The sequence below is a fragment of the Streptomyces sp. NPDC058000 genome (genome assembly GCF_042886435.1).
In the GTDB taxonomy this organism is placed as follows: domain Bacteria; phylum Actinomycetota; class Actinomycetes; order Streptomycetales; family Streptomycetaceae; genus Streptomyces.
In genome coordinates this window covers 1-12,058 of the sequence record NZ_JBHVQS010000062.1, presented here as the reverse complement: position 1 = coordinate 12,058, position 12,058 = coordinate 1, and the positions used below count along the sequence as shown (strand labels likewise).

The 12,058-nt window shown below is 68.8% G+C and carries 13 protein-coding genes and 1 pseudogene; 8 read left to right on the top strand and 6 right to left on the bottom strand.

The genetic code is table 11. The features are described from left to right. Nucleotides 1-10 precede the first annotated feature (10 nt). Genes casA through cas2e form a run of 7 tightly spaced genes read left to right on the top strand, consistent with a single transcriptional unit; the run spans nucleotide 11 to nucleotide 6,389 of the window. Nucleotides 11-1,660 (top strand): type I-E CRISPR-associated protein Cse1/CasA, encoded by a 1,650-nt coding sequence (gene casA, locus ACFVT2_RS36190; RefSeq protein ID WP_390025069.1) that lies wholly within the window; start codon nucleotides 11-13, stop codon nucleotides 1,658-1,660. Next, on the top strand, nucleotides 1,657-2,379 hold the full coding sequence (casB, locus tag ACFVT2_RS36185) for a type I-E CRISPR-associated protein Cse2/CasB (protein ID WP_390025067.1): 723 nt from the start codon (nucleotides 1,657-1,659) through the stop codon (nucleotides 2,377-2,379). Before casA ends, casB begins: the two co-directional genes overlap by 4 nt. Next, complete coding sequence (gene cas7e / locus ACFVT2_RS36180; protein ID WP_390025065.1) at nucleotides 2,376-3,596, top strand: type I-E CRISPR-associated protein Cas7/Cse4/CasC; 1,221 nt, start codon at nucleotides 2,376-2,378, stop codon at nucleotides 3,594-3,596. The genes casB and cas7e overlap by 4 nt, the downstream gene beginning before the upstream one ends. Then, the gene (gene cas5e / locus ACFVT2_RS36175) at nucleotides 3,593-4,321 is read left to right on the top strand and encodes a type I-E CRISPR-associated protein Cas5/CasD (RefSeq protein WP_390025063.1); all 729 of its coding nucleotides are present in this window, start codon (nucleotides 3,593-3,595) and stop codon (nucleotides 4,319-4,321) included. The genes cas7e and cas5e overlap by 4 nt, the downstream gene beginning before the upstream one ends. A gap of 2 nt (nucleotides 4,322-4,323) precedes the next feature. Next, nucleotides 4,324-5,028, top strand: a complete 705-nt coding sequence (gene cas6e, locus ACFVT2_RS36170; protein WP_390025061.1) for a type I-E CRISPR-associated protein Cas6/Cse3/CasE — start codon at nucleotides 4,324-4,326, stop codon at nucleotides 5,026-5,028. 3 nt (nucleotides 5,029-5,031) lie between these two features. After that, nucleotides 5,032-6,042, top strand: a complete 1,011-nt coding sequence (gene cas1e / locus ACFVT2_RS36165; RefSeq protein ID WP_390025059.1) for a type I-E CRISPR-associated endonuclease Cas1e — start codon at nucleotides 5,032-5,034, stop codon at nucleotides 6,040-6,042. Next, complete coding sequence (gene cas2e / locus ACFVT2_RS36160; RefSeq protein WP_390025057.1) at nucleotides 6,039-6,389, top strand: type I-E CRISPR-associated endoribonuclease Cas2e; 351 nt, start codon at nucleotides 6,039-6,041, stop codon at nucleotides 6,387-6,389. The genes cas1e and cas2e overlap by 4 nt, the downstream gene beginning before the upstream one ends. 654 nt (nucleotides 6,390-7,043) lie before the next feature. On the opposite strand, the gene ACFVT2_RS36155 is transcribed toward cas2e, so the two are convergent. Both ACFVT2_RS36155 and ACFVT2_RS36150 read right to left on the bottom strand, forming a co-directional pair. After that, the gene (locus tag ACFVT2_RS36155; RefSeq protein WP_390025055.1) at nucleotides 7,044-7,418 is read right to left on the bottom strand and encodes a toxin Doc; all 375 of its coding nucleotides are present in this window, start codon (nucleotides 7,416-7,418) and stop codon (nucleotides 7,044-7,046) included. After that, entirely contained in the window at nucleotides 7,418-7,657 is a 240-nt protein-coding gene (locus ACFVT2_RS36150) for a hypothetical protein (RefSeq protein ID WP_390025053.1), read from the bottom strand. The genes ACFVT2_RS36155 and ACFVT2_RS36150 overlap by 1 nt, the downstream gene beginning before the upstream one ends. Nucleotides 7,658-7,885: 228 nt before the next feature. Between ACFVT2_RS36150 and ACFVT2_RS36145 the strand changes: the two genes are divergently transcribed. Continuing rightward, on the top strand, nucleotides 7,886-8,209 hold the full coding sequence (locus tag ACFVT2_RS36145; RefSeq protein ID WP_390025051.1) for a hypothetical protein: 324 nt from the start codon (nucleotides 7,886-7,888) through the stop codon (nucleotides 8,207-8,209). 977 nt (nucleotides 8,210-9,186) lie between these two features. Here the strand turns inward: ACFVT2_RS36145 and ACFVT2_RS36140 are convergent. The 4 genes and pseudogenes from ACFVT2_RS36140 to ACFVT2_RS36125 all read right to left on the bottom strand — a co-directional run bounded on the left by ACFVT2_RS36140 (nucleotide 9,187) and on the right by ACFVT2_RS36125 (nucleotide 11,473). After that, nucleotides 9,187-10,028, bottom strand: a pseudogene (locus ACFVT2_RS36140) (helix-turn-helix domain-containing protein). Then, entirely contained in the window at nucleotides 10,025-10,561 is a 537-nt protein-coding gene (locus ACFVT2_RS36135; protein ID WP_390025049.1) for a DUF6879 family protein, read from the bottom strand. Before ACFVT2_RS36135 ends, ACFVT2_RS36140 begins: the two are co-directional and overlap by 4 nt. A gap of 5 nt (nucleotides 10,562-10,566) precedes the next feature. Next, nucleotides 10,567-10,767, bottom strand: a complete 201-nt coding sequence (locus ACFVT2_RS36130) for a hypothetical protein (protein ID WP_390025047.1) — start codon at nucleotides 10,765-10,767, stop codon at nucleotides 10,567-10,569. Continuing rightward, nucleotides 10,727-11,473 (bottom strand): transposase family protein, encoded by a 747-nt coding sequence (locus tag ACFVT2_RS36125; RefSeq protein WP_390025045.1) that lies wholly within the window; start codon nucleotides 11,471-11,473, stop codon nucleotides 10,727-10,729. The genes ACFVT2_RS36130 and ACFVT2_RS36125 overlap by 41 nt, the downstream gene beginning before the upstream one ends. Between the last annotated feature and the right edge of the window lie 585 nt (nucleotides 11,474-12,058).

Below are 12,058 nucleotides of genomic sequence, written 5' to 3'. Positions count from 1 at the left end.
TCGACCCTGGTTGCCCGTTCAGCTTGCCGACGGTACCGAGCGCGAGCTGTCCTTGTCGGAGGTGTTCGACCAAGCGCGCAACATCCATAGGCTCGTCGGAGATCTACCGACTCAGGACTTCGCCCTCATCCGACTGCTACTGGCAATCCTCCACGACGCCCTCGGCGGGCCCGGAAAAGGCGCGGCGCCCGCCGACAGCGACGAGTGGGAGGAACTGTGGCTGTCCCAGACGCCATACGCCGATCGTGTCGCCGACTACCTGCACCAGCACCGCGACCGCTTCGACCTGCTGCACCCCGAGCGTCCGTTCTTCCAGGTCGCCGGGTTGCGGACAGCCAAGGACGAGGTTTTCTCCCTCAACCGCATCGTCGCCGACGTGCCCAACGGGGAACCGTTCTTCAGCATGCGCATGCCGGGGGTCGCCCGGCTCGGCTGGGCAGAGGCAGCCCGATGGCTGGTGCACGCCCAGGCGTTCGACCCCTCGGGCATCAAGTCCGGTGCGGTGGGCGACCCCCGGGTGAAGGCAGGCAAGGGCTACCCCCAGGGCGTCGCATGGGCGGGCAACCTCGGCGGCGTCCTCGTCGAGGGGGACGACCTCCACGAGACGCTGCTTCTCAACTTGATGGCCGCGGACTCCACAGGGCTGCACACGGACCAAGCCGACCGTCCGGCATGGCGGGCCGATCCGTGCGGACCGGACGAGGCCCGCGACCTCGCGCACCGTCCCTACGGATTACGAGACCTCTACACCTGGCAGTCACGCCGTATCCGGCTACACCATGACGCCGACGGTGTCCACGGCGTCGTGCTGGCGTACGGAGACCGCCTCGAACCACACAACAAACAGCCGTACGAGCCGATGACAGGCTGGCGTCGCAGCCCGGCACAGGAGAAGAAACGCCAGGAAGCACTCGTCTACCTGCCACAGGACCACGATCCCTCGCGGATGGCCTGGCGAGGGATGGAAGGCCTCCTCACCGGCCGCGAGACAGCGACAGAGCAGAGCCGAGACGGCGCCCAGCGCCTACGGCCCGGCATCGTGGAGTGGATCGCCCGGCTGGCCACCGAAGGGTTCCTTCCGCGCGGCCACCTGATCCGCACCCGCGTCATCGGCGCGCGGTACGGCACCCAACAGTCGGTGATCGATGAAGTGGTCGACGACGGCGTCCTGATGCCCGTCGTGCTGCTCCACCGTGAGGACCGGCGCTACGGGCAAAAAGCCGTGGACGCCCTGAACGACGCGGAAAGAGCCGTCGGCACCCTCGCCGACCTCGCCACCGATCTCGCTCTGGCATCCGGGGCCAACCCCGAACCGCACAAAGACGCCGCCCAAGACCAGGGATTCGGCACCCTCAACACCCATTACCGCCGGTGGCTGCGGGACCTGGGCGCCGCCACCGACCCGGAAGAACACCGCGACTGCTGGAAGCGGGAGGTACACCGGATCGTCGGCGCCCTAGGGACCAGCCTGCTCGACGACGCCGGACTGTCCGCCTGGGAAGGACGCATCGTGGAGACCCCGGGCGGACCCCGATGGTTGAACGACGCCGCAGCAGAGCTCCGCTTCCGCAAACGCCTCGACGGACTCCTGGCCACCAATGACGACGGCCCGCCGGACCCACCGGCCACCCAACCTGCTCCCATGGAGTCGCCGGAATGACCACCAGCCATCCCGCCCCTGTCACGTCCAGTACGCGACAGGCACCCCTCGGCCCGGTCGGCGCCGCCGTCCATCAGCGCATCACGTGGCTGCAGCGGGGCTATCTGGACAACCGAAGCGACGCCGTCGGCACACTGGCCCGGCTACGACGCGGCATCGGCCGACCCGCCGGCGAGACCGCCGACCTGTGGGGCCTCATCGGCACCGAACCTCTATACGAGCAGTACGAGCGCCGCGAATTGACCGAGGACGCCATGCGGCAGGCCGAAGAGGCGGCACACGCTGCCGTCACCTTGTGGTCACTCCATCAGCAGTCCCATCACACCGTTCCCATGCACCGCAAGCCCGGCCCCGAACTCGGCACCGCCGTACGCCGCCTGGCCCCCGGCCCCGAGATCGACGAACCGACGCGCAAGCGCTTCGTCCGAGTGGGCACGGCCGCCACACCCGTGGTGCTCGCCGGGCGACTGCGCGACCTCATTCTCCTGCTACGCCGCGAGGCAATTCCGCTCGACTACGGCTTGCTGGCCGACCAACTCCACACGTGGCAGCGCCCCGGCGGCCCCCAGTCGGTGCGCCGCTCCTGGGGCCGCTCCTACCTCGCCGTCCCCCGACCCGCCTCCGGCAACGGCGAAGCGACAGCCGGGCCGAACGTGGCGGGCAGCAGCGACGGCCCGCAGGACCCCGACACGACCACCTCGGAGGACGACACCCCGTGAACCGCACCATCATCGACGTGCACGTGCTGCAGACCGTGCCGCCGAGCAACCTCAACCGCGACGACACCGGTACCCCCAAAACCGCGGTCTACGGCGGCGTCCGCCGAGCCCGCGTCTCCAGCCAGGCATGGAAAAGGGCGACCCGGCGAGCGTTCCAGGACCTTCTCGACCCGGACGAACTAGGCGTTCGTACCCGCCGAGTGGCCGAGCTGCTGGCCGAGCAGATCACCGCCGTGGAACCCTCGCTGGACGGCACCACGGCGATGGCACTGGCCGCCGAAACGCTCTATGCCGCGACGGGTTCGAAGATCGAGGTGCCGCGCCGGAAAGCCGAGAGCGCGAAGAAGAAGGGCGAGCCGGAGCCGCCGCCAGAGTCCTCGTACCTGATGTTCCTCAGCGCGCGCCAGATCGACGGCCTGGCTCGCCTCGCAGTCCAGGGAGCCGATGACATCAAGGCATACCTGAAGGCCAAGGAGAACAAGAACCAGGCCCGCGAGATCGCCGACACCCGGCACTCGGTGGACATCGCACTGTTCGGACGGATGGTCGCCGACTCCGCCGACATCAACGTCGACGCCGCAGCCCAAGTCGCGCACGCCATCAGCGTCCACCAAGTCGAAAACGAATCCGACTATTTCACCGCAGTGGACGACCAGAACGAGAAAGCGGAAGAGGCCGGTGCCGGCATGATCGGCACGGTTGACTTCAACTCGGCGACGCTCTACCGCTACGCCGCTCTCGACGTTGACCGGCTGCGCGACAACCTAGGAGCCGGCCGGCGCCCGGATCAACCGCTGGACGAGCCGGTACGCAGGGCGGTGCGGGCCTTCCTGCACGGCTTCGTGGCCTCCATGCCCACCGGCAAGATCAACACCTTCGGAAACCACACACTCCCCGAAGCCGTCCTCGTCAGCCTCCGCTCGGCCAGGCCCATCAGTTTCGTCTCCGCCTTCGAGGAGCCCGTTCTTGCTCCTCAGGGCTCCGGCGGCCATCTGCGCGGCGCATGCACCCAACTGCTCGCGCACGTCTCCGACATCGAGAAGGCCTACGAGGTCACCGGCGACAAGAGCTGGGTACTCAGGGCAGGCGCGGCAACCGAGCCGCTGGCAGCACTCGGTACCGCGGTCACCATCAGCAGTCTGCTCGACGAAGTGAGCAACGCGGTATCCGAACGGCTGGCGGGACAAACACCCCAGGGCCAGGACCATCCCGCATGAGCGAACGCACCGGCGTCCTGACGCTGCGCCTCGCGGGCCCACTCCAGTCCTGGGGCGCATCGTCACGCTTCGCACGACGTACGACGGAACGCGCACCGACCAAGAGCGGAGTGCTCGGCCTGCTCGCCGCGGCTCAGGGCCGTGATCGCGGCGCCGACCTCTCCGACCTTGCCGCGCTCACGTTTGCCGTCAGACTCGACCAGCCGGGCACCCGTCTACGCGACTACCAGACCGCGCACCACGGCGACACCGATAAGTCCATGCCGGTCTCCGAACGCTTCTACCTCTCCGACGCGGTCTTTGTCGCAGCCGTCGAAGGCGACGAAACCTTGATCGACGACCTGTACACGGCGGTGCGAACCCCGACGTTCCTGCCGTTCCTCGGGCGCCGCTCCTGCCCGCCGTCCCGCCCGATCGACCTCGGCGTCCATCGCGGCGGCCTTTGGCGGGCGTTGCGGACCGAGCCCTGGCAGGCTGCTGCCTGGTTCCAGCGCCGCCGTGCCCACGAGCGACGCATCGAACTCGAAGTGATCGCCGACCTCGCCGACGGCGACAGCCCCGGTGACGCACTACGGGACCAGCCGCTCAGCTTCGACCCACGTCACCGCAGGTACAAACTGCGCGAAGTCCGCTCAAGCGCCGTCACCGTTGCCAATCCACTGGGCGCGGCCCGCCGGACTTCCCCACCGCCGAAACACGACCCGATGGCGCTACTGGAAGACTGACCATGTTCCTGACCCGATTCCGCCTCAACACCGCGCGCATGGGTGCCCGTCGGCTGATCACCTCGCCGCAGAGCACGCACGCGGCAGTCATGGCGTCCTTCGCGCAGAAGCCCGACCACCAGGGTGCCGGCCCCCGGGTGCTGTGGCGCCTGGACCAGCAGTCCCGCAGCGAAGTGCTGCTCTACGTCGTCAGCCCCGACCGGCCCGACCTCACCCATCTCGTGGAACAGGCCGGCTGGCCGACAACGGGCGGTTGGCAGACCAAGCCGTACGGTCCCTTCCTCGCCCGCCTCGCCGCAGACGACACCTGGGCCTTCCGGCTCACCGCGAACCCCGTGCACAGCATCCGGCGGCACGACGCCGAGCCGACCAAGCGCACCGCACACCTCACCCCACACCATCAACTGGACTGGTTGCTCAAACGGCAGGGGGAGGCCGGCTTCGAGGTCGTGGAAAAGGCAGAGCGCCGACCGGATGGCCTCGACAGCCTCTGGCACGAGGTCGTCGTCCACAACCGCAGCGACCTCGCCTTCCGCAAGAGGAACGAGTCCGAAGCCCGCGCGCACAACGTGACACTGACCCGCGTCACCTTCGATGGACGCCTCCGCGTCCTCGATCCCGATGCGTTCCGCCGCACCCTCACCTTCGGCCTCGGCAAGGCCAAGGCGTACGGCTGCGGGCTCATGACCCTGGCCCCCGCGGAGTAGCCGATGACCACGATCAGCAGGCGCCCTGCCTCCAGCCCGCGGCAACTCACCCGCGTCGGTGACCGTCTGTCCTTCGTCTATCTCGAACGCTGTGTAGTGCACCGCGACGCCAATGCCATCACCGCCGAGGACGCAGAGGGAGTCCGTCACATCCCGTCGGCGACGATCGGCACACTGCTCCTCGGCCCAGGCACCCGGATCACCCACCAGGCCATGGCGGTTCTCGGCGAGAGCGGCGCCGTGGTGGTATGGGTGGGCGAGAACGGCGTACGTTTCTACGCCGGCGGCCGGGCCCTGAGCCGCTCCTCCGCTCTCGTGGAAGCCCAGGCCACGGCCTGGGCGAACCAGCGGACCCGGCTCGATGTCGCCAGGGCCATGTATCGCCTCCGCTTCCCCGACGAAGATCAGGCTGGGTGCACCCGCCGCCAGCTCCTCGGCCGTGAGGGCGATCGAGTCAGACGTTGTTACGCGGAGCAGGCCGCCCGCACCGGTGTCACCTGGCGCGGCCGCCGGTTCACCCCCGGCGACTTCAACTCCGGGGACGCCCCCAACCAGGCCATCACCGCTGCCGCGCAGTGCATGTACGGCATCGCCCAAACCGTGATCGCGGCGTTGGGTTGCAGCCCAGGCCTCGGCTTCGTCCACTCGGGCCACGAACTGTCCTTCGTCCTCGACGTAGCCGACCTCTACAAGACGGACATCGGCATTCCCGTCGCCTTCGAGGTTGCCGCAGAGGGCACGGAAGACATCGGTTCCCGAACTCGGCGTGCGCTGCGTGACCGCATCAACAGTGCCGGGTTGCTGGACCGGTGCGTGCGTGACATCCAGGGACTGCTCGCGCCCGCGGGAGTCGATCTCCCGGACGACGGTGACCACGTCACGCTTCTGTCCGACCGAGGTACCGAAGTGGCCGCCGGCCGCAACTATGGCGATCACGGAGACAGCCGGGGCGGCACCTTGGCTCAGGAGGTCGGTACACAGGATGCCCTTGCGCGGGATGGCGTCATCTGGTGACGGTCATCGTCCTCACGCACTGCCCGGTCGGTCTGCGTGGCTTCCTCACCCGCTGGCTCCTGGAAATCTCTCCGGGTGTCTTCCTGGGCAGTCCGTCCGCCCGCATTCGCGAAGTCCTGTGGGACGAGGTTCGCCAGTACGCCGGCAACGGCCGCGCCTTGCTCGCCTACTCCACTAACTCCGAACAGGGATACGCCTTCCGTACCCACGACCACAAATGGCATCCCGTCGGCCATGAGGGCCTCACCCTCATCTTCCGCCCTTCCAGCCACCCGTCTCGCTCATCACCTTCCTCAGGCTGGAGCAAGGCGTCCAAGCGCCGTCGTTTCGGAAACCGGGCGCCGTAGCTTTGCCGTCAACGGGTCGGCCCTCCGGGCATGTTTGCGCGGGGTGCCCGTACCGACTGCCCGGCACTGTAGGAGGGGGAGCCGGGCCTCGACGGGGGTGTCTTTGGGGCCTTGGCGGTTTCCCCGAGGGGCCTCGGCGTAGGGCATAGCCTGTGGCGTGGAGGTATCTCTGACCGAACGGGTTCCCGTTTGTCCCGTATGCCCTTTTCTCTCATCCTTGCTGAAACAAGCGTCGCCCCTTGATAAAAGTACAGCTCACGAAGTCCCGCTCCCCGCGCCCGCGGGGATGAGCCCCATGTGCGGGAACGGTGTGTACCGGCTTGGTGACCCGCTCCCCGCGCCTGCGGGGATGAGCCCGGAAGGACTCCCATGACACAGCAAGCCCCTCTCCGCTCCCCGCGCCCGCGGGGATGAGCCCGAGGCGAAGGACGCGAGGATCAGGTCACCGGCCCGCTCCCCGCGCCCATGGGGATGAGCCCGCCGGGGCGGACGGCTGCGAGCGTCACGCCGCCCGCTCCCCGCGCCCTGCGGGGGTAGTCCTCGGGACCGCGCAGCGGAATCCGTGGGGGCGTCCCGGTGTCGTTCCACACAGCGATGTCATCGGCGGCCGCCGTGCATCGGTCGCGTCTCGCGTCCGGGGCTGGCTGTCGCCGTTCAGATCCGCCAGGTCCGGAGGCGCCTCGCCGTCTGGTAGACGGTGGTCTTGCTGGCCTGGATGTCGCGGACGAGGTCGACCAAGGCCCCGTAGGGCGGGTCGACGCCTTCACCGCAGGCGTGCATGTAGGCGACGGCGACCTGGCAGGCGAACAGCGCGTTGCGGTGGGGCAGGGGCTCCAACCGCACCAGGGTGTCCAGCAACGCCGCGGCGCGCCATGCGGCGTCGGGTTCGGTGGCGTTGGGGCGGGGGATGCGGGTCTTGTGGCGGGCGACGGCGGCCACGAGGGCGGAGTAGTCGGCGACCGAGACGTCCTCGGGGACGGCCTGCTCTTGGACGTCGAGGAGCCAGGGGACGTCGATGTGCAGGATCATCAGGCGGCGCGGCCCTCTCCGCGGCGCGTGGCCGGGGGGACCTCGTCGGGGAACGCCTCATCGAACTCGGCTTGGTGGTCTGCGCCCCAGGTGACGGCGTGGCGGACGAACTGCAGGCGGTGCTTCTCCCGCAGGGGCAGGTCGTGGAGGTACTGCTTGAGGGATTTGCCTTCGGCCGCGGCAGCCGCACGGACCTCGTGCATCTCATCGTCGGTGAACGTCACATTCAGCGAGGGCATACCGAGAAGGTACCTGATTGGTACCTTGCGGGTCCATCACGGCCAGAGCCAGCTCGGCTTGCCCGCGCCCTGGCTCTGGATTCGCAGGAAGAGTTCCTCAGCGGCAAAACCGTGCCGTGAATGCGCACTGCCTCGCCACCGTTGTTCGGGGGGACCCGGTATGAGCGGGACCAGATGGTCGAGCGTCCCGACATCCCGACACCGTCGTGGCATAGGGTCTGGTGCGCCATGATCGACGACCACACCTACGGCACCAGTACCCACACCGCCAGCGAACTGGTCCGGCTCGTCAGTGCCCGCCTCGGGTTGAACTTCACCGAGCGCGACAGCAATTACCGCGGCACCTACCACCTCGCGAGCAGCCCCGAGGTACGGATCGAGATTCAGCCGAACCTGATCCCCGGCGACGACGGCGAAGACGACCTCTACGCACCAGAACACCCTGCGGCCCATGTGCTGCTGTTCACCACCACACCGGCCCCGGCCCCCGCCCTACAGGCTCGCCTGAGCTCCATCGACGGACTCCTCCACCTGAAACACGAGACGGAGTGAGCCCTCCGCCGTGGGGAGTGGAATCGAGGCGAACCGCCTGGCGGGCATGCGGTTTCACGCCCGGCACTGTAGGAGGGGGAGCCGGGCCTCGACGGGGGTGTCTTTGGGGCCTTGGCGGTTTCCCCGAGGGGCCTCGGCGTAGGGCATAGCCTGTGGCGTGGAGGTATCTCTGACCGAACGGGTTCCCGTTTGTCCCGTATGCCCTTTTCTCTCATCCTTGCTGAAACAAGCGTCGCCCCTTGATAAAAGTACAGCTCACGAAGTCCGCTCCCCGCGCCCGCGGGGATGAGCCCTCCGCAGGATCCTGCGCCGCGCCCACAAGGCCCCGCTCCCCGCGCCCGCGGGGATGAGCCCTGCAAAGCGGCCCTCCGGGTGGTCTGTCGCTGTCGGTGGCGGCGGTCTCCGGTGGTGTCGGCTTCGTCATGGTTCTCCGTGGCAGGGTCGGCTCAGTAAGCAGGTCGTCCGGCGGGGCTGAAGAGGGCGCCCAGCGCGAGGGGGGCGGTGAGGCGGTTGGAGCCGTCGGGTCTTTCCAGCCAGTACCGGCCGCCGAAGTGCCGGTCCACGGGCGGGCAGTACAGGGTCCAGCCGGGGGGATGGTCAGGATCGGTATGTCGGCGAGGTGCTCTTGCGCGCCGTCGGGAGCAACCACCAGGCCGCGTCGGCGGCGGGGTCCACCAGGACGGGGCCCAGCAGTCCAGCGCGCTGGAGTGGGCGGATGGCCTAGGGAGCGCAGGCACTGGCCCTGGGCGACACACCAAGCGGTCGCGGACACGGGGGCGCAGCGGTCGTGGCGCCACAGCCGGCGGGCTTCGGCGGGGGCCGGGCTGTGCGAGAGCAGCCATGCGTTGCCGGGCGCCACGCTCAGGTCCGCTGAAGGGGCCGAGGCGGTCATGCGCTGACCGTAGGGGACGTGTGCGCTGGTCAGCGGGGTGATTGCGTCGGATTGCTGCGGCAGTTGGGGTGTTGCGGGCGATTGCTCAGGTGAGGCTGAGGTGGGCGCGTGCGCGGGCGATGAGGCGTTGTGCCGGATGTCCGTGGACGGCGGACTCGTGCAGCCAGGTCCAGGCCCGGGTGTAGAGGCTGATGCTGTCGGCGTCGTCGAGCCAGAGTTCGGCGTTGATCGTCTCGACGGTCACCAGCCGCTCGTCGTAGATCCAAAACCCGTGCGCAGGGGTGCGTTGCAGTGGAGCGGTGAAGGGGACGATGCCGAGTTCGACGGTGTCCATGCCGATCAGGCCGCACAGTCGGTCCAGTTGCGCGGCCATCACCTCCGGCGGGCAGACCTGCGCGTACAGGGCGGCCTCCCACACGACGAAGCGGAAGGACCGGCTCGCCTCGTACAGGGCCTCTTGGCGCTGCATGCGGGCCCGGACGGCGGGCTCGGTGTCGCGTGGGGTGTTGCGGAAGGCGGCGTTGGCGGTGAACAGGTGCCGGGCGTAGTCGGCGGTCTGGAACAGCCCCGGGATCCGGGCGACTTCGACACCGCGGATGTCGCGGGTGCGGGCCGTTTCGGCGACGGCCAGTTCCTGGCGGGAGCGGTGTCCGTTGGCCAGCTGCCGGCGCCAGGTCCGGTACTGCGTCTCCAGCCCTTGCAGCCGCCCCTGCAACTCGGCGGCGGCCTCCGGCTTCCCAGCGGCCGTCGCCCAGTTGGCCAGGTCCGTCTGGGACGGCGTCTGCTTGCCGTTCTCCAGCCGGGAGATCTTCGACGGCTGCAACACAGCCGTGCGGCCATCTCCTTGCCGTTCAGCCCGGCCTCGGTGCGCAGCTCACGTAGCCGCGCGCCGAGGGAGATGCGGGCCGTCTGGAAGTCGGTGCTCACATGGGTGAAAGTACCCGGGTCTGAAACTCCGCGGTGCGGATCGCGTGATGCCAGGCCGCGTCCCGCACCTGGCAGCCGCGCAGGACCTCGGCGGGCTCCTGGGTGACCTCCACGCCCAGCGTGGCGCCGTCGGCATCGTGGTGGAAGCGGACCAGGACGCGGGAGTCGAACAGCCAGAAGTCGAAGTCCGGCAGGCCGTGGCGCTGTGCCTGGCCGCGGTTGAGGTTGCGGATGTCCTCCCCTGCTTCGACGTTGCCCAGGCCGCTCGCCAGCAGGAACCGCTGGTCCTGGGTGGGCGGGTCATCGACGATCCGCACCCGCTCGAACTGCTTGCCGGCCTCGGTCTGCCGGCGGACGTTGGCGTGCCAGGGATGCTCCGGGTCGAAGCCGAGATGCTCGCCGAGCAGGTAGCGCTGTCGCTTCGCGCTCGTGCGGTCGCTGGTGTAGCCGCGCTGGACTTCCAAGCGCCAGGCCGTGTGCGCGAAGGTCTCAAACAGGTGCGTGACCTCGGCGAACGGGCGGAGTTCCGGCACCCGGCTCACGTCCTGGGGGCGAAGCGGGTCAGCAGCTCCCGCGGGACGACAACGAACGTCTCGCTCGCTTTGACGTCCCGCAGCTGTGCGAGCGCCTCGGGGTCGGTGAGGCGGTCGCCCTGGACGACGATGTCGCCGGTCTCCGTCTCGTAGAGGGTCGGGCAATCACCGTCGTCGGACGTGGTGCCGAGGAAACGCAGCTGCATGTGACGGGCCTTTCGTTGAGCCTAGCCAGAGCTTCAGGATCCTGCGGACAGCGAGCGGGTGCACACCGATTGCGGGATATTGCAGGGTTGACCCTGCCGCTGCCGATTGCGCGCAATTCCTCACCGCCGTGGTCGCGAGCCTCCTGTCGCTCGTCGCGGGCGGCGGGGCCGCTTCCGCTGTGACGGTGACTCCGGTCAGGTCGTAGGGCTCCAGCAGTGCGGTGAAGCAGGTGATTTCGTTGGTCTTGCCGGGAACCCGCAGCTGGGTGACGGTCTGGCCGTCACCGGTCATCGCGGCCAGGAGGTGGGCGGCGGGCGTCTGGCCGTGCCGGGATCCGCGGGTGACCTTGCCGTCTACGGCCAGCGACTTCGTGCCGCCGGGATCAGCGCCAGTCAGGTCAGCCAGGCCACCAGGGCAGACCAGGCCGATGACCCGTCGGACAGTGGCCGCACTCGGCGCGACGCGCACTCCCAGCACGCCTGCCACGCGGGCACCCAGCCGGGCCAGGGCATGCTGCGGAGCAGCCGCGGACCACTGGCCGATCGCCGCGTAGGAGCGGGCTCCGGCGACCACTGCCGAGGCGGCAACCAGCAGCACCGCCACGAACGGGTGACGCACACCGCGCCGCCGGCGCGGATCGGGCAACATCCGCAACCGCTCCACCAGCGAGAGCCCGGCCACGCCCTCCAGAGCGGGCGGCTTCACGAGGCATACGGTGGCAGACTGACCGCACATCGAAACTCCGGTGGTTCAGGGTGACTTGGGAAGGTCACCCGATGAACCGGAATTTCGTTGGGTTCGTGACGGGCCGACTCAGGCTCCCGCACCGCTATGGCCTGCACGCCCACGTGATCACCAGGACTTTGAAACCAATGCCGGGAAGATAGGGCCGTGAGCAGGCTGTCAAGCCGTTGGGGAGAGTTGATGCAGGGCGGCGGGTCTTGGCGTACGACGGGAGTTGACCAAGATGCCGGACCTGCGGGAGCTGTGTTGCCCACTCAGTCCGACGTGCCCGCCTGCGCTGATTCCGGGCGAGGCGCGTTCGCGGCCGGGCATCTTGGCGAGCTGACGCAGATCATCACGCCGGCTGTGGCCGACGAGGTGTTGAGCGCGACGCGTTCAGAAGACTGAAGCACCGGGTGCCGGAGTAGCCTTGCCTCCCGAGTCAAGAGAGGCAAGGCCCGCGTGTCGTCACTTAGGCAGTGTCTGATGGCTCTTGCTCGGGGCGGTGGATCTAATGCCGTTGCGGGCAGGAGTCCGTCATGGTGCGTCGGCATGAACTGACGAACG